At 61.6% G+C, this 16,173-nt stretch carries 14 protein-coding genes; 9 read left to right on the top strand and 5 right to left on the bottom strand.

Features of this window, described 5'->3' with window-relative positions:
* The first annotated feature begins 3 nt into the window (after positions 1-3).
* From murD to lpxC, 9 genes are all read left to right on the top strand, one after another.
* Complete coding sequence (gene murD, locus KHO49_RS24300) at positions 4-1,350, top strand: UDP-N-acetylmuramoyl-L-alanine--D-glutamate ligase (protein WP_102880871.1); 1,347 nt, start codon at positions 4-6, stop codon at positions 1,348-1,350.
* The gene (gene ftsW, locus KHO49_RS24295) at positions 1,347-2,564 is read left to right on the top strand and encodes a putative lipid II flippase FtsW (protein WP_102860323.1); all 1,218 of its coding nucleotides are present in this window, start codon (positions 1,347-1,349) and stop codon (positions 2,562-2,564) included. The genes murD and ftsW overlap by 4 nt, the downstream gene beginning before the upstream one ends.
* Positions 2,554-3,624: an undecaprenyldiphospho-muramoylpentapeptide beta-N-acetylglucosaminyltransferase gene (murG, locus tag KHO49_RS24290; RefSeq protein WP_213665928.1), complete on the top strand. Its 1,071-nt coding sequence runs from the start codon at positions 2,554-2,556 to the stop codon at positions 3,622-3,624. Before ftsW ends, murG begins: the two co-directional genes overlap by 11 nt.
* Positions 3,617-5,071 carry a UDP-N-acetylmuramate--L-alanine ligase gene (gene murC, locus KHO49_RS24285; protein ID WP_102860325.1) on the top strand — a complete coding sequence of 485 codons (1,455 nt, stop codon included), beginning with the start codon at positions 3,617-3,619 and terminating at the stop codon, positions 5,069-5,071. The genes murG and murC overlap by 8 nt, the downstream gene beginning before the upstream one ends.
* Positions 5,068-6,024: a D-alanine--D-alanine ligase gene (locus KHO49_RS24280; protein WP_102860326.1), complete on the top strand. Its 957-nt coding sequence runs from the start codon at positions 5,068-5,070 to the stop codon at positions 6,022-6,024. Before murC ends, KHO49_RS24280 begins: the two co-directional genes overlap by 4 nt.
* A gap of 4 nt (positions 6,025-6,028) precedes the next feature.
* A complete protein-coding gene (locus KHO49_RS24275; protein ID WP_102860327.1) occupies positions 6,029-6,895 on the top strand; it encodes a cell division protein FtsQ/DivIB in 867 nt (288 codons plus the stop codon).
* 14 nt (positions 6,896-6,909) lie between these two features.
* Entirely contained in the window at positions 6,910-8,169 is a 1,260-nt protein-coding gene (gene ftsA, locus KHO49_RS24270; protein ID WP_011063306.1) for a cell division protein FtsA, read from the top strand.
* Positions 8,170-8,241: 72 nt separating this feature from the next.
* Entirely contained in the window at positions 8,242-9,435 is a 1,194-nt protein-coding gene (gene ftsZ, locus KHO49_RS24265; protein ID WP_011063305.1) for a cell division protein FtsZ, read from the top strand.
* Positions 9,436-9,547: 112 nt separating this feature from the next.
* Positions 9,548-10,459, top strand: coding sequence for a UDP-3-O-acyl-N-acetylglucosamine deacetylase (gene lpxC, locus KHO49_RS24260; RefSeq protein WP_011063304.1), 912 nt, complete (start codon positions 9,548-9,550; stop codon positions 10,457-10,459).
* Positions 10,460-10,526: 67 nt separating this feature from the next.
* On the opposite strand, the gene KHO49_RS24255 is transcribed toward lpxC, so the two are convergent.
* The 5 genes from KHO49_RS24255 to KHO49_RS24235 all read right to left on the bottom strand — a co-directional run bounded on the left by KHO49_RS24255 (position 10,527) and on the right by KHO49_RS24235 (position 16,172).
* Complete coding sequence (locus KHO49_RS24255) at positions 10,527-12,038, bottom strand: sensor domain-containing diguanylate cyclase (RefSeq protein ID WP_213665927.1); 1,512 nt, start codon at positions 12,036-12,038, stop codon at positions 10,527-10,529.
* Between the two features lie 139 nt (positions 12,039-12,177).
* Positions 12,178-13,527, bottom strand: a complete 1,350-nt coding sequence (locus tag KHO49_RS24250) for an OprD family porin (RefSeq protein WP_213665926.1) — start codon at positions 13,525-13,527, stop codon at positions 12,178-12,180.
* Between the two features lie 163 nt (positions 13,528-13,690).
* On the bottom strand, positions 13,691-13,915 hold the full coding sequence (locus KHO49_RS24245) for a hypothetical protein (RefSeq protein WP_102860330.1): 225 nt from the start codon (positions 13,913-13,915) through the stop codon (positions 13,691-13,693).
* 225 nt (positions 13,916-14,140) lie between these two features.
* Positions 14,141-15,505 carry a heavy metal sensor histidine kinase gene (locus KHO49_RS24240; RefSeq protein ID WP_213665925.1) on the bottom strand — a complete coding sequence of 455 codons (1,365 nt, stop codon included), beginning with the start codon at positions 15,503-15,505 and terminating at the stop codon, positions 14,141-14,143.
* Complete coding sequence (locus KHO49_RS24235; RefSeq protein WP_102860332.1) at positions 15,495-16,172, bottom strand: heavy metal response regulator transcription factor; 678 nt, start codon at positions 16,170-16,172, stop codon at positions 15,495-15,497. Before KHO49_RS24235 ends, KHO49_RS24240 begins: the two co-directional genes overlap by 11 nt.
* Position 16,173 lies beyond the last annotated feature (1 nt).

Here is a 16,173-nt window from a genome sequence, read left to right as displayed (position 1 = left end):
CGAGTGTCTCTGATCGCTTCTGACCACTTCCGCATCGTTGTCGGCCTCGGCAAGAGCGGCATGTCCCTGGTTCGCTTCCTGGCGAACCGGGGCGTGGCTTTTGCGGTGGCCGATACGCGGGAGAATCCACCTGAGCTGGCCACGTTGCGTCGTGACTACCCGCAGGTGGAGGTGCGTTGTGGCGAGCTGGACGTCGAGTTCCTGTGCCGTGCCGACGAGCTCTACGTGAGCCCCGGCCTGGCCCTGGCGACCCCGGCCCTGCAGGCCGCTGCTGCCCGTGGCGTGAAATTGTCCGGTGACATCGAGCTGTTCGCGCGTAACGCGAAGGCGCCGATTGTCGCCATCAGCGGTTCCAACGCGAAAAGCACCGTGACCACCCTGGTGGGCGAGATGGCCGCTGCGGCGGGCAAGCGGGTCGCCGTGGGCGGCAACCTGGGTACTCCGGCCCTGGATCTGCTCAGCGACGATGTCGAGCTGTACGTGATGGAACTGTCCAGCTTCCAGCTGGAAACCACCGACCAGCTGGGCGCTGAAGTGGCCACTGTGCTCAACATCAGCGAAGACCACATGGACCGTTACAGCGGTCTGCCGGCCTATCACCTGGCCAAGCACCGGATCTTCCGGGGAGCGCGGCAAGTGGTGGTCAATCGCCAGGATGCGCTGTCCCGGCCGTTGTTGAGCGAGAACCTGCCGTGCTGGACCTTTGGCCTGGGCAAGCCCGATTTCAAGGGCTTTGGCCTGCGGGAAGAGAATGGCGAGAAGTACCTGGCCTTCGAGTTCCAGACCCTGATGCCGGTGCGCGAACTGAAGATCCGTGGTGCCCATAACCAGTCCAACGCCCTGGCGGCATTGGCCCTGGGGCATGCAGTCGGCTTGCCGTTCGACGCGATGCTCTCGGCCCTGCGCACCTTCGCCGGCCTCGAGCACCGTTGCCAGTGGGTTCGCGACGTGGATGGCGTGGGCTATTACAACGATTCCAAAGCCACCAACGTCGGCGCCGCACTGGCTGCCATCGAAGGCCTGGGTGCGGACATCGCTGGCAAGATCGTGCTGATCGCCGGTGGCGACGGCAAGGGCGCCGAGTTCAAGGATCTGCGGGACCCGGTGGCGGCCAACTGCCGCGCGGTGGTCTTGATGGGCCGTGACTCCGACAAGATCGGTGAGGCCATCGGCGATGCCGTGCCGCTGATTCGTGCCGATTCGCTGGCCGACGCTGTGGCTCAATGCCGCGCAGCCGCGCAGCCTGGCGACGTGGTGTTGCTATCTCCCGCCTGCGCCAGTTTCGACATGTTCAAGAATTACGAAGACCGGGGTCACCAGTTCGTCCGCGTCGTGGAGGAACTGGCATGAATCTGAGAAACATCATCAAGCCATATCCGTCACCGCTCATCACTGGGCGTGGCATCGATCTTGATTTCCCGATGCTCGCCGGCTGCCTGACGCTGCTCGGCCTGGGGCTGGTCATGATTGCATCGGCCTCTACCGAAGTGGCAGCGGCGCAGTCGGGCAGTGCCCTGTATTACATGATTCGCCACCTTATCTACATCGTGTTGGGCCTGGGGGCCTGCATTGTCACCATGATGATTCCCATCGCCACCTGGCAGCGCCTGGGCTGGATGATGTTGATTGGTGCCTTCGGCTTGCTGGTGATGGTGATCATTCCGGGGATTGGCCGTGAAGTGAACGGTTCGATGCGCTGGATCGGTTTCAGCTTCTTTAACGTTCAGCCCTCCGAGATTGCCAAGGTGTTCGTGGTGATTTACCTCGCCGGCTACCTGGTGCGGCGGCAGAAGGAAGTGCGTGAAAGCTGGATGGGCTTCTTCAAGCCGTTCATCGTTCTGCTGCCAATGGCGGGCCTGCTTCTGATGGAGCCGGACTTCGGTGCCACCGTGGTGATGATGGGCGCGGCGGCGGCGATGCTGTTCCTCGGCGGTGTCGGGCTGTTCCGGTTTTCCCTGATGGTGCTCCTGGCGGTGGCGGCGGTTGTCTTGCTGATTCAGATGCAGCCCTATCGAATGGCCCGTCTGACTAACTTTGCCGACCCCTGGGCGGACCAGTTCGGTGCCGGTTACCAGCTGTCCCAAGCCTTGATCGCCTTCGGTCGTGGCGAGTGGCTGGGCGTGGGCCTGGGCAACAGTGTGCAGAAACAGTTCTATCTGCCGGAGGCTCACACCGACTTCGTGTTCTCGGTGCTGGCCGAAGAGCTGGGTGCCGTGGGCTCCTTGTGCACGGTGGCGCTGTTCGTATTCGTCTGTATACGCGGCATGTACATCGGCCTGTGGGCCGAGAAAGCCAAGCAGTATTTTGCCGCTTATGTGGCTTATGGCTTGTCGTTCCTGTGGATTGGTCAGTTCTTGATCAATATCGGGGTGAACGTCGGTCTGCTGCCGACCAAGGGGCTGACCCTGCCGTTCCTCAGTTATGGCGGTAGTTCGTTGGTGATCTGCTGCGCCTGCCTCGGATTGTTGCTGCGTATCGAATGGGAGAGCAGGACCCACTTGGGCAGTGAAGAGATGGAGTTCAGTGAGAGTGACTTTGCCGAGGAGCCGATCCATGGGCGCTAACGTGCTGATCATGGCGGGCGGCACCGGTGGCCACGTGTTCCCGGCGCTGGCTTGTGCCCGCGAGTTCCAGGCCCGTGGCTACAGCGTGCACTGGCTGGGTACTCCCCGTGGGATCGAGAACGAATTGGTACCGGCGGCAGGCCTGCCGCTGCACTTGATCAACGTCACCGGGCTGCGGGGCAAGGGCAAGCTGTCCCTGCTCAAGGCGCCGTTCGTCCTGATCAAGGCGGTGCTCCAGGCCCGGCGGATCATTCGGCAACTCAAGCCGGTGTGTGTGCTGGGTTTTGGTGGTTATGTGACCGGCCCTGGTGGTGTTGCCGCCAAGTTGTCGGGGGTGCCGGTGATCGTTCACGAGCAGAATGCTGTGGCCGGTACCGCCAATCGGCTGCTGGTGCCGTTGGCCGCCCGAGTCTGCGAAGCTTTCCCGGACACCTTCGGAGCCTCCGACAGCCGCCGCACCACGGGCAATCCGGTGCGCACCGAACTGTTCCTCGACACACCGCGCGAGGCCCTGGCCGGACGCAAGGCGCGTTTGCTGATCCTGGGCGGAAGCCTGGGGGCAGAGCCGTTGAACAAGTTATTGCCGGAAGCCCTGGCACAGGTCGCCCCCGAGCTGCGTCCGGAGGTGTTCCATCAGGCTGGTAAAAACCACGATGAAGTCACTGCAGAGCGCTATCGCGCCGCCGGCGTCGAGGCGCAAGTGCAGCCCTTTATCAAAGACATGGCTCAAGCCTATGGCTGGGCCGACCTGGTGGTCTGTCGCGCAGGCGCGTTGACCGTCAGCGAACTGGCTGCTGCCGGTCTGCCTTCGATGCTGGTGCCTTTGCCCCATGCGATCGACGATCACCAGACCCGCAATGCCGAATATTTGGCTCGTGAAGGTGCTGCCTTCCTGATGCCGCAAAGAACGACTGGTGCAGCGGACCTTGCCGCTCGCCTGACAGAGGTTTTGATGCAACCAGAACGACTCGACAAGATGGCCCAGGCTGCGCGCCGCCTGGCCAAACCCGATGCCACCCGCGATGTGGTGAATATCTGCCTGGAGGTGGCCCATGGTTGAGAATCAAAAAGCCATGCCGCAACCGGAAATGCGCCGTATCCGTCGTATCCATTTCGTCGGTATTGGCGGCGTGGGCATGTGCGGGATTGCCGAGGTGCTGCTGAACCTGGGTTACCAGGTCTCCGGTTCCGATCTCAAGGCGTCGCCGGTCACCGAGCGCCTGGAGTCGTTCGGTGCACAGATTTTTATCGGCCACCGCGCCGAGAACGCTGCGAACGCCGATGTACTGGTGGTTTCCAGCGCCGTGAACACCTCCAACCCGGAAGTCGCCACTGCCTTGGAACGGCGCATTCCGGTGGTGCCGCGGGCGGAAATGCTCGCTGAGCTGATGCGCTACCGTCACGGCGTTGCCGTGGCTGGTACGCACGGCAAGACCACCACCACCAGCCTGCTGGCTTCGGTGTTCGCCGCGGGCGGTCTGGACCCGACCTTTGTCATCGGTGGTCGGCTCAATGCAGCGGGCACCAATGCCCAGCTGGGCACCAGCCGTTACCTGATTGCCGAAGCCGACGAAAGCGACGCCAGCTTCCTGCATCTGCAGCCGCTGGTGGCCGTGGTCACCAACATCGACGCCGACCATATGGCGACCTACGACGGTGACTTCAACAAACTGAAGAAAACCTTCGTCGACTTCCTGCATAACCTGCCGTTCTACGGGTTGGCGGTGATGTGCCTGGACGATCCGGTGGTGCGCGATATCCTGCCGCAGGTCAAGCGTCCGACCGTGACCTACGGCTTCAGCGAAGAAGCCGACGTGCGTGCCATCAATGTACGCCAGCAAGGCATGCAGACCTTCTTCACCGTGCTGCGTCGTGACCGCGAGCCGCTGGACGTGTCGGTGAACATGCCGGGCAACCACAACGTGCTGAACTCCCTGGCGACCATCTGCATCGCCACCGACGAAGGCATCAGCGACGAAGCCATTGTCCAGGGGCTGTCGGGCTTCCAGGGTGTGGGCCGGCGCTTCCAGGTCTACGGCGAACTGCCGGTGGAAGGCGGCAACGTCATGCTGGTGGACGACTACGGGCACCACCCGACCGAGGTCGCGGCAGTGATCAAGGCCGTGCGTGGCGGTTGGCCGGAACGCCGTCTGGTGATGGTCTACCAGCCGCACCGTTTCAGCCGTACCCGCGATCTGTACGACGACTTCGTGCAGGTGCTGGCCGATGCCAACGTGCTGCTGTTGATGGAGGTCTACCCGGCCGGTGAAGAGCCGATTCCGGGCGCTGACAGCCGCCAGTTGTGCCACAGCATTCGGCAACGGGGCCAGTTGGACCCGATCTACATCGAGCGAGGCGTCGACCTGGCACCGCTGGTCAAGCCACTGCTGCGTGCTGGTGACATCCTGCTGTGCCAAGGCGCCGGTGATATCGGTGGCCTGGCGCCAAAACTGCTCAACAGCCCGCTGTTCGCCGGTGCTGTGGCCGCTGGCAAGGGGGCGAAATGACAGCTGCCTACGCCAACCTGTTCTCCACCGTAAAGCCGAGCGATTTCGGTCGCGTTGCCGTGCTCTACGGCGGCAAGAGCGCCGAGCGTGAAGTGTCGCTGAAGTCCGGCAAGGCCGTGCTTGAAGCCTTGCAGAGTGGCGGCGTGAACGCCTTCGGCATTGATGTCGGTGACGACCTGCTGCAGCGCCTCTTGAGCGAGAAGATCGATCGCGCCTTCATCATTCTCCATGGCCGTGGCGGAGAAGACGGCAGCATGCAAGGCCTGCTGGAATGCCTGGGGATTCCCTACACCGGTAGCGGCATCCTCGCTTCGGCCCTGGCCATGGACAAGCTGCGCACCAAGCAGGTCTGGCACAGCCTGGGTATTCCGACGCCGCGTCACGCGGTCCTGAGTTCGGAAGCCGACTGTATTTCCGCGGTGGCGGAACTGGGCCTGCCTTTGATCGTCAAACCGGCTCATGAAGGCTCCAGTATCGGTATGGCCAAGGTGACTTCCGCGCCCGAATTGATCGAGGCATGGAAGGCGGCCAGTACCTACGATTCGCAAGTGTTGGTCGAGCAATGGATTCAGGGTCCGGAGTTCACCATCGCAACCCTGCGTGGCCAGGTGCTGCCACCGATCGCGTTGGGTACTCCCCACACGTTTTACGACTACGACGCCAAGTACCTGGCTTCCGATACCCAGTACCGGATTCCATGCGGCCTCGATAGCGCCAAGGAACAGGAACTCATGGACCTCACGGCGAAAGCCTGTGAGGCGCTCGGTATCGCCGGTTGGGCGCGTGCCGATGTGATGCAGGATGCCCAGGGGCAGTTCTGGTTCCTGGAAGTGAACACCGCTCCCGGGATGACCGACCACAGCCTGGTGCCGATGGCCGCTCGTGCGGCCGGTCTGGATTTCCAGCAGTTGGTATTGGCCATCCTGGCAGCCAGTCTTGAGGCGAGAGGTTAAGTCCATGCAAGGCGCGTCGCTTCGTCATCAGCAACCCGCACCCGGCCGCAAGCCGGTGCCGCGGGGTGCCAGCCGTATGGTGGCCAAAGAGCCGATGTCGGTGCGCCTGCCGAAAGCCAACTTTGGTTTTCTGAAAAGCCTGTTCTGGCCGGTGCTGCTGGTGGCGTTGGGCTTTGGCACCTATGAAGGTGCCCAGCGCTTGCTGCCATACGCCGACCGTCCGATCACCAAGATCGCGGTGCAGGGGGACTTGAGCTACATCAGCCAGCAGGCGGTGCAGCAGCGGATCGCGCCATATGTCGCGGCGAGCTTCTTCACCATCGACCTGGCGAGCATGCGCACCGAGCTGGAAAAGATGCCCTGGATCGCCCACGCCGAAGTTCGTCGGGTGTGGCCGGACCAAGTGGTGATTCGCCTGGAAGAACAACTGCCAGTGGCCCGCTGGGGCGACGAGGCACTGTTGAACAACCAGGGCCAGGCCTTCACTCCGCGTGAACTGGCGAACTATGAACACTTGCCGCAGTTGTTCGGGCCGCAGCGGGCCCAGCAGCAAGTGATGCAGCAGTATCAGGTGTTGAGCCAGATGCTGCGGCCGCTGGGCTTTTCGATAGCCCGTCTGGAGCTGCGCGAGCGCGGCAGCTGGTTCCTGACCACCGGTGCCGGCAGTGCCGGTCCCGGTATCGAGTTGCTCCTGGGTCGCGATCATCTGGTGGAGAAGATGCGCCGCTTCATTGCCATTTATGAAAAAACGCTGAAAGAACAGATCACGAACATCGCGCGCATCGATCTGCGCTACGCCAACGGCCTGGCCGTGGGCTGGCGCGATCCGGCGGCACCCACGACGGCGCAACCTGCCGTCGCGAAGAATTAAGAAGAGGCAGGACCATGGCAAATGTGCAAAGCGGCAAAATGATCGTCGGCCTGGATATCGGCACCTCCAAGGTGGTGGCGCTGGTGGGCGAAGTCGCGGCCGATGGCTCGCTGGAAATCGTCGGCATCGGCACTCATCCTTCCCGCGGCCTGAAGAAGGGCGTGGTGGTGAACATCGAGTCCACCGTGCAGTCGATCCAGCGCGCGGTGGAAGAAGCGCAACTGATGGCGGGTTGCCGTATCCACTCGGCCTTCGTCGGTGTGGCGGGCAATCACATCCGCAGCCTGAACTCCCACGGCATCGTGGCGATCCGCGACCGTGAAGTCAGCTCGGCGGATCTGGAGCGGGTATTGGATGCGGCCCAGGCCGTGGCAATCCCGGCTGACCAGCGGGTCCTGCACACCCTGCCACAGGATTACGTGATCGATAACCAGGAAGGCGTGCGTGAGCCTTTGGGCATGTCGGGCGTGCGTCTGGAAGCCAAGGTGCACGTGGTGACCTGTGCGGTGAATGCCGCTCAGAACATCGAGAAGTGCGTGCGTCGCTGCGGCCTGGAAATCGACGACATCATCCTCGAGCAACTGGCCTCGGCCTATTCGGTACTCACCGACGACGAGAAAGAGCTGGGCGTGTGCCTGGTGGACATCGGCGGCGGTACCACCGACATGGCGATCTTCACCGAAGGCGCGATCCGTCACACCGCGGTGATCCCGATTGCCGGCGATCAGGTGACCAACGACATCGCCATGGCCCTGCGCACGCCGACCCAGTATGCCGAAGAGATCAAGATCCGTTACGCCTGCGCCCTGGCCAAGCTGGCCGGTGCCGGCGAAACCATCAAGGTGCCGAGCGTTGGCGATCGTCCGCCGCGCGAGCTGTCGCGCCAGGCCTTGGCCGAGGTGGTCGAGCCGCGTTACGACGAACTGTTCACCCTGATCCAGGCCGAGCTGCGTCGCAGCGGCTACGAAGACTTGATCCCGGCCGGCATCGTGCTCACCGGTGGTACTTCGAAGATGGAAGGCGCGGTGGAACTGGCCGAGGAGATTTTCCACATGCCGGTTCGTCTGGGCGTGCCCCACAGTGTCAAGGGCCTGTCCGACGTGGTGCGCAACCCGATCTATTCCACCGGCGTCGGCCTGCTGCTGTACGGACTGCAGAAACAGTCCGATGGCATCTCGTTCTCCGGCATCGGCAGCCGCGACAGCTACAGCAGCGACGAGCCCAAGGCCGCGTTGCTGGACCGCATCAAGAGCTGGGTCCAGGGCAACTTCTAAAGATTTACCGCAACACCGTTTCAAAGCAGTAGGCAGTAGGCGAAAAACTAGAGAAATGAAAGGAGAGGGAAAATGTTCGAACTCGTAGACAACATCCCGCAGAGTCCGGTAATCAAGGTTATCGGTGTTGGCGGTGGCGGCGGCAACGCGGTCAATCACATGGTCAAGAGCAACATCGAAGGCGTCGAGTTCATCTGCGCCAACACTGATGCTCAAGCGCTGAAAAACATCGGCGCGCGGACCATCCTGCAACTGGGTACCGGCGTGACCAAGGGCCTGGGCGCTGGTGCCAATCCGGAAGTCGGCCGTCAAGCCGCTCTGGAAGACCGCGAGCGTATCGCCGAAGTACTGGCGGGCACCAACATGGTGTTCATCACCACCGGCATGGGCGGCGGTACCGGTACCGGTGCGGCGCCGATCATCGCTGAAGTGGCCAAGGAAATGGGCATCCTCACCGTTGCGGTGGTGACCCGTCCGTTCCCATTCGAAGGCCGCAAGCGCATGCAGATCGCCGATGAGGGCATCCGCGCGCTGAGCGAAAGCGTCGACTCGTTGATCACCATCCCCAACGAGAAGCTGCTGACCATCCTCGGCAAGGACGCCAGCCTGCTGTCGGCTTTCGCCAAGGCTGACGACGTGCTGGCCGGTGCCGTTCGCGGTATCTCCGACATCATCAAGCGTCCGGGCATGATCAACGTCGACTTTGCCGACGTACGTACCGTGATGAGCGAAATGGGCATGGCGATGATGGGCACTGGCTGCGCCAGCGGTCCGAACCGTGCGCGTGAGGCCACTGAAGCGGCGATCCGCAACCCGTTGCTGGAAGACGTGAACCTGGAAGGTGCACGCGGCATCCTGGTGAACATCACCGCCGGTCCTGACCTGTCCCTGGGTGAGTACTCCGACGTGGGTAGCATCATCGAAGCCTTCGCTTCCGAACACGCCATGGTCAAGGTCGGTACCGTTATCGATCCGGACATGCGTGACGAGCTGCATGTAACCGTAGTGGCCACCGGTCTGGGCGCGAAAATCGAGAAACCTGTAAAGGTCATCGACAACACCGTTCAGACTTCCATGTCCGCACAGTCGCAAGCGCCAGCCCCTGCTCGTCAGGAACTGCCGTCGGTGAACTACCGTGACCTGGACCGTCCGACCGTCATGCGCAATCAGGCGCAGTCGAACGCGGCGACCGCGGCGAAGCTGAATCCGCAAGATGATCTGGATTACCTGGACATCCCGGCATTCCTGCGTCGTCAGGCCGATTGATGGAATGTATCAGGGGTATTAGGGTGATTGGTGTTCAGCAAAGGCATGGTCTGCTATTATCGCCAGCCTTTGTTGATACCAGTTCGCAATTTGCGCTGAAGCGGCCCAAGCCATGATTAAACAACGCACCCTGAAGAATATTATCCGTGCCACAGGTGTAGGCCTGCATTCCGGGGAGAAGGTTTACCTGACCCTCAAGCCTGCGCCTGTCGACACCGGCATTGTGTTTTGTCGTGCCGACCTGGACCCTGTGGTGCAGATTCCTGCTCGCGCGGAAAATGTTGGCGAAACCACGATGTCGACCACGTTGGTCAACGGTGACGTCAAAGTGGACACGGTGGAGCACTTGCTCTCGGCCATGGCTGGCCTGGGCATCGATAACGCCTACGTCGAGCTCTCCGCGTCCGAAGTCCCGATCATGGATGGTAGCGCCGGACCCTTCGTATTCCTGATTCAATCTGCTGGCCTCGAAGAACAGGACGCAGCTAAAAAGTTCATCCGCATCCTTCGTGAAGTGACCGTGGAAGACGGCGACAAGCGCGCCACTTTCGTGCCTTTCGATGGTTTTAAAGTGAGCTTCGAGATCGATTTCGATCACCCGGTTTTCCGTGACCGCACCCAGAGTGCAAGCGTGGACTTCTCCAGCACTTCGTTTGTAAAAGAAGTCAGCCGCGCCCGTACCTTTGGTTTCATGAGTGATATCGAGTACCTGCGCAAGCACAACCTCGCACTCGGCGGCAGCGTGGAAAACGCCATTGTGGTCGATTCGGATGGCGTACTGAACGAAGACGGTCTTCGCTACGAAGACGAATTCGTCAAGCACAAGATCCTGGATGCAATTGGTGACCTCTACCTGCTAGGCAACAGCCTGATAGGCGAGTTCAAGGGCTTCAAGTCGGGCCACGCACTGAACAACCAGCTACTGCGCAAGTTGATTGAGCAGAAAGATGCCTGGGAAGTCGTGACCTTCGAAGATGCCAGCACTGCACCGATCTCTTACATGCGTCCGGTCGCGGCCGTGTAATTACTCTCTCTTTCCTTTTGTTTTTGAAGGCCATCCCCCCGGATGGCCTTTTTTTATGCCCGAAGGTTCAGCTGCTGCGCCGTGACATGTTGGAAACCACTCGGTTGCGGCCGCTGTACTTGGCTTGATACAGGGCCCTGTCGGCGTCACTCACCCATTGGTCGAGGCTGATATCGGGATTGCCCGACCAGGTGTTGATGCCGATGCTCACCGTCAAGGGTGTGGCCTGTTCGCTGACAGGCGGCAAGGCGGCGATGCTGGCGCGGATTCGCTCGGCGAGTACGGCGGCGCCGGCGCTGTCGGTCTCCGGCAGTACTACCGCGAACTCTTCGCCTCCGTAGCGCGCCGCCAGATCTGCCGGGCGTCCCGCGCAAGTGCCAATGTTCTGCGCCACTGCACGCAATGCCTGGTCCCCCAGTGGATGGCCAAAGCGGTCGTTGAACGACTTGAAGTGGTCGACATCGACCATCAGCAGCGACAGGGGCTGGTTGGTGCGCCGGGCCCGGGCCCACTCATTGTTCATCACCTGATCCAGGGTACGACGGTTGGCCAGGCCGGTGAGGGCATCGACAGCTGCCAGGCGCGCCAGCTCCTGCTCGGCATCCTGCCGGCGCCGCAGTTCGCGACACAGTTGCCAGGTTAGCCAGAACAGGGCGATGCACAGCGCCCCAGTGGCGCCGCTGATCAGCAGCGCCGTGCGTTGCCAGGCAGCGAAGACTTCGTCGATGGACAGCGCCACAACCACGATCAGCGGCAGGTCGCCCACCTGGGAAAAGGTGTACAGCCGGTGCATCCGATCCACGCTGGACACGCTGCCGAAGCTGCCATTGCCTTCGCGCAGGATGCGCACGAAGTTGGGGCGGTTACTGAAACTCTTGCCAATCAGGTCGTCCGCCAGGGGCGGTTGTTGGGCTAGCAGAACCCCGTCGCGGCTGATCAGGTTGATCGAGCCGTTGCGCCCGATATCCAGATTCTTGAACAGCTCATTGAAGTAGCTCAGGCGCATGGCCGCTTCGGCGACACCAATGAACTCGCCATTCTCGTTGCTGAGCCGACGACTGAAGCTGATCCGCCAGTCATGCTCGGCGGTGCGGGCACGGAACGGGGGGCTGATCATCATGCCAGGATCTGGATTGTCGATATGCGAGCGGAAGTACTCGCGGTCGGCGTAGTTGCCCGTGCGCGGCACGACCGAAGCCGAGTCGGCAAGTACCTCGCCGTGCTTGTCCAGTAACAGAATATCGCCCTTGTAGGGCGCTGCGGTGGCCCGGTCGAACAGCGCCAGATGGCGGATGGGCGCCGACACGTCCTTCAGGTCGACGCGTTGCGCCGCACTGATCAGCCCCTTGAGGGACAGGTCGTAGAGTTCGACGTTGCGCAACACATCCGCTTCGATCAGTTGCACGATGTTGTTCGCGGCACGGGTGGCAGCCTGTTCGGCAGCAGCGTGTTCACGGATCAACAGGTAGGTGACGATACTGAGAATGGCCACGACGATCAGCGAGCTGGCCAGGACCAACAGACGTTCCGGATTTGACGCGATTTTCCCTGTGCGGGGTGTCGCACGACTCACGCTCATGATTTTGATTTCTGCTACGTCGACATAGTTAAGTCTAGTGTGGACGTGGGCTACAGAAATCGGTCACGCCTTCGCGCCTGTATAAATCCCGAATAAAAAAAAGGCCAGCAAAACATGCTGGCCTTTTGCTTATATCGGCTTAGAACACGTTGATCGGATAGTCGACGATCACCCGGTACTCATCGGTGTCGTTGTCCAGTGCGCCGTAGCCGTTGCCGCCACGGTTGGTGGCCCATTGCAAGCGCACGGCCAGGTCCTTGGCGGTGCCGCCTTGCACCACGTACTTGAGGTCGAGGTCGCGCTCCCAGTGCTTGGCGTGCTTGCCGTCGGCGCTGTACCAGTTGGCATAGCCGCGGCTGGCCGGATCGACCTGGGTCAGGTCCAACTCGCCCCGGGAGTAAGACAGTGCCGAGGTCAGGCCCGGCAGGCCGACGCCGGCGAAATCGTAGGCGTACTTGAGCTTCCAGGAGCGCTCGTTGGGACCGTTGAAGTCCGAGTACTGCTGGGAGTTGTCCAGGTAGATGCTGTCGCCCTGGGCGATGTAGTCGAACGGCGTGTTGCCGTTGACTCGCTGGTAGGCCGCAGTGACGCTGTGGCTGCCTACGCCCACGGTGAAGTGCAGGCTGTAGGTGTTGTTGTCGATGTTGCCCAGCAGCGCCTGGCCGGTGTCCTGGGTGTGATAGAAGTGCAGGCCCGGATTGAGGCTGACCAGATCGTTGAGCGCGTAGGTGTAGTCCAGGTCGTAGTAGTACTGGTTCCAGATGTCCTTGAGTTCAGAGGCGTAGAGGCTGCTGGTCAGCCCCGGAACGCCGCTCCAGGCGACCCCGGCCCAATTCAGGTGCAGGCTTTCGTCACCTTTTTGCAAGGTGCCGTAGGAGGTGCCGATGCGCTTGTGGCCACTCTGGTTGTAAGGCTTGGTGAAACTGGCTTGGCCGCCTTCGATCAACCAGCCGTCGAAACTGTGGTTGGTCAGGCTGACGCCGCGAAAGGTCTGCGGCAGCATGCGGCTCATGCCCCCGGCGATCACCGGGTTGTTGAGAAACAGATCGCCTGCCTTGAGCTCGGTGTCGAAGGCTCGCATCTTCAAGGTGGCGCCAGCGGTGGAGAACGCTGCGGGCGCTTTTCCGTTGCCATCGCTGATGGGCAGGATGCTCGAACTGTCGGTGCCGCCACCGCCATCGAGCTTGAGGCCGAGCATGGCATTGGCATCCAGGCCGAAACCCACGGTGCCCTGGGTGTAGCCGGACTCGAAGACCCCCAGCAAACCCTGGCCCCATTCGATGTTGTCATCGGCTTGCTGATGCCGGTTGCGATTCATGTAGTAGTTGCGGGCGTTGAGCTTGAGGCTCGAGCCGGCGACGAAGCCCTGTTTGTCGCGCTCTTCGGCAGCCTGGCCCAAGGCGGGAATAGTTGCAGCGATTGCAATGAATAGTGGGCTGATTCTCAGCGTGGTCCTGAACAACGTGTAGCTCCTTTGGTGAATGAACATGATTTTTTATTGTGAATTCGGTTGTTTCTTGTTCTGTGCATGACGAATGTGCAGAGGGTTTCTCTACAGCAAAAAAAAGCCGCTGAAGTCAGCGGCTTTAAGACAACTTACTCCAGGGTTGAAAGCAGAGAAGTTGTCGAGGGAAACGAGTGGCTATCGCCGATCAACTGTCTTTGTGAGCGTCGGTCTTGCTGTGCTCAGCGGTGATCTTCTGGGCTTGCTGACTGTGTTGCTGCTGGGCGGCCTGGGCAATCTGTGCTTGTTCGAACGCGGCGGCGCGTGCGGCATTTCTCGCCACGAATCCCTGGGATTCTTCGGCCATGGCCATTGGCACCACGAACAGGGAAGACAAAACAAAGACGCTGGCCAAACCCATACTGTTGGACATTTCTGAAGACCTTCTTGCAGAGCAAGTTCAATTCGGTGCGACAAAAATATAACCATGGGGCTGCTGGAAAAAGAGCCGAACAGGATAAGGACTGTTACCAAAAACACAACAGTAGAGACTGGCCAGCAGGCGCCGGGTTGCCAGCGAAAGTGCCCCATAGTCCGCGCCGGATAGGTTGAGGCGTGCGTCGGCCAGTCGGCGTCTGCAGAATCCGAGAATCCCGAGTCACAGAGGCAGATAAAGGCCGAAGGTGTTGATCCCCCGATCGCTGCGCACAAAGACGTCGCCGCCATGCATCAGGGCGATGGCCTTGACGATGGCCAGCCCCAGGCCGTGGTTGGCGCCGCTGTTGCTGCGCGAGGCATCGACCCGGTAGAAGCGCTCGAACAAACGCGGCAGGTGTTCGCTGGCGATGCCTTGCCCCGGGTTACTGACGGCGATCGTCACTTGCTGCTCCTGCACTTCAATCCGCACCCGGATCACTTCCCCCACCGCCGTGTGCTGCACGGCATTGTTCAGCAGATTGATCAGGGCCCGGCGCAGGTGGGCAATCTCGATTCGCACCTGGGCATCGCCCTGGACCTCGACACTGACCTGGGCGTCTTCGAGGATGAAGTCCAGGTAGTCCAGGGTGGCGGCCACTTCCGTCGCCAGGGAGGTGCTGGTGAGCTTGGTGGCCTTGTTGCCCTGGTCGGCACTGGCCAGGAACAGCATGTCGTTGACGATGGAGCGCAGCCGTTCCAGTTCTTCAAGATTGGATTGCAGTACCTCGAAGTAATGCTCCGCCGAGCGGCCCCGAGTCAGGGCCACCTGGGTCTGGCCGATCAGGTTGGTCAGGGGCGAGCGCAGTTCATGGGCGACGTCGGCGTTGAACGACTCCAGGCGCGAATAGGCCTGTTCGACCCGTTCCAGGGTGGAGTTGAAGGAGCTGACGAACTGGCTCAGCTCCGGCGCCAGGGGCGAGAGCTGCAGGCGCCCGGAGAGCCGCGGCGGTGCCAGGCGCTGGGCCTCCTGGGACAGCTTGATCAGCGGCTTGAGGCCGATCCGCGCCACCCAGTAACCCAGGGCCGAGGCCAGCAGTACACCGACGATGGCCAGGCCGATCAGGGCTATCAGCAACTGCTGCTGGGTCTGGTGGAAGGTATCGGTGTCGATGGCAATCAGGAAGCGCAGGGCCGGGCGCTGTTCCTTGGCCGGCAATTGGCTGACCAGTACCTTCAGTGGATAGGGATGAGCGCTCAGGATCAGGTCGCGCATGCCCAGAGGACCTTGGGCGAATGCGCGGATCTGTGGGTCCGGGTTGCCGTACTCATAAGCGGGATCGCCGCTCACTGCCCAGAAACGGATGCGCTTGTCCTCCTCGCTGAGCAGCTTGAGCTTGGCGTTGATCTTGGCCCAGTGTTCAGGCGTGCCGTAACGGTTCAAGGCCGACTCCAGCACGCTGTAACGCGCGTCCAGCTCGGCTTCCGGCAGCAGGCCCAGGCCTTTGTCCACCTGTTGATAGAGGGCGCCACCAATCAGCAGGAAGATCAGCAGTGCCACCAGGGTGAACAGCCCGCTCAGGCGCAGGGCAATGGAGTTACTCGGCACTGCGGCTCTCCAGCACATAACCCATGCCGCGGATGGTGTGCAGCAGCTTGTGTTCGAAAGGGCCGTCGAGTTTGGCCCGCAGGCGCTTGATTGCCACTTCGACGACGTTGGCGTCGCTGTCGAAGTTAATGTCCCAGACCATCTCGGCAATCGAGGTCTTGGACAGGATCTCGCCCTGGCGCCGGGCCAGCACGCTGAGCAGGGAGAACTCCTTGGCGGTCAGGTCCAGGCGCGTGCCGGCGCGGCTGGCCTTGCGGCTGATGAGATCGATCCACAGGTCGGCGATGCTGATCTGCACCGGTTCGTGACCACCGCTGCGGCGGGTCAGGGCCTGCAGGCGGGCCACCAGTTCAAGGAAGGAAAAGGGCTTGCCCAGGTAGTCGTCGGCGCCATCGCGCAGGCCGCGAATCCGGTCCTCCACGCGCTCCCGGGCGGTGAGCATGATCACCGGGGTCTGCTTGCGCGCACGCAGGGCTCGCAGCACGCCAAAGCCGTCCAGGCCGGGGAGCATCACATCCAGCACGATCACCGCATAGTCACTTTCCAGAGCCAGGTGCAGACCCTCGACGCCATCCCGGGCCAGGTCGACGGTATAGCCCTGTTCGGTCAGTCCGCGATGCAGGTAGTCCGCAGTTTTTTCTTCGTCTTCGATAATCAGAACGCGCATG

It is taken from the genome of Pseudomonas sp. RC4D1 (assembly GCF_018390395.1).
Taxonomy (GTDB): domain Bacteria; phylum Pseudomonadota; class Gammaproteobacteria; order Pseudomonadales; family Pseudomonadaceae; genus Aquipseudomonas; species Aquipseudomonas danubii.
Note: the sequence above shows the minus strand (reverse complement) of the source record. Positions and strands in the feature narration are given on the sequence as shown.

Coding starts and splice junctions, on each gene's coding strand:
- KHO49_RS24280 (WP_102860326.1), top strand. CDS start 5,068: ATGACAGCTGCCTACGCCAACCTGTTCTCCACCGTAAAGCCGAGCGAT.
- murG (WP_213665928.1), top strand. CDS start 2,554: ATGGGCGCTAACGTGCTGATCATGGCGGGCGGCACCGGTGGCCACGTG.
- KHO49_RS24235 (WP_102860332.1), bottom strand. CDS start 16,172: ATGCGCGTTCTGATTATCGAAGACGAAGAAAAAACTGCGGACTACCTG.
- KHO49_RS24275 (WP_102860327.1), top strand. CDS start 6,029: ATGCAAGGCGCGTCGCTTCGTCATCAGCAACCCGCACCCGGCCGCAAG.
- ftsW (WP_102860323.1), top strand. CDS start 1,347: ATGAATCTGAGAAACATCATCAAGCCATATCCGTCACCGCTCATCACT.
- KHO49_RS24250 (WP_213665926.1), bottom strand. CDS start 13,527: ATGTTCATTCACCAAAGGAGCTACACGTTGTTCAGGACCACGCTGAGA.
- KHO49_RS24255 (WP_213665927.1), bottom strand. CDS start 12,038: ATGAGCGTGAGTCGTGCGACACCCCGCACAGGGAAAATCGCGTCAAAT.
- KHO49_RS24245 (WP_102860330.1), bottom strand. CDS start 13,915: ATGTCCAACAGTATGGGTTTGGCCAGCGTCTTTGTTTTGTCTTCCCTG.
- murC (WP_102860325.1), top strand. CDS start 3,617: ATGGTTGAGAATCAAAAAGCCATGCCGCAACCGGAAATGCGCCGTATC.
- lpxC (WP_011063304.1), top strand. CDS start 9,548: ATGATTAAACAACGCACCCTGAAGAATATTATCCGTGCCACAGGTGTA.
- ftsA (WP_011063306.1), top strand. CDS start 6,910: ATGGCAAATGTGCAAAGCGGCAAAATGATCGTCGGCCTGGATATCGGC.
- ftsZ (WP_011063305.1), top strand. CDS start 8,242: ATGTTCGAACTCGTAGACAACATCCCGCAGAGTCCGGTAATCAAGGTT.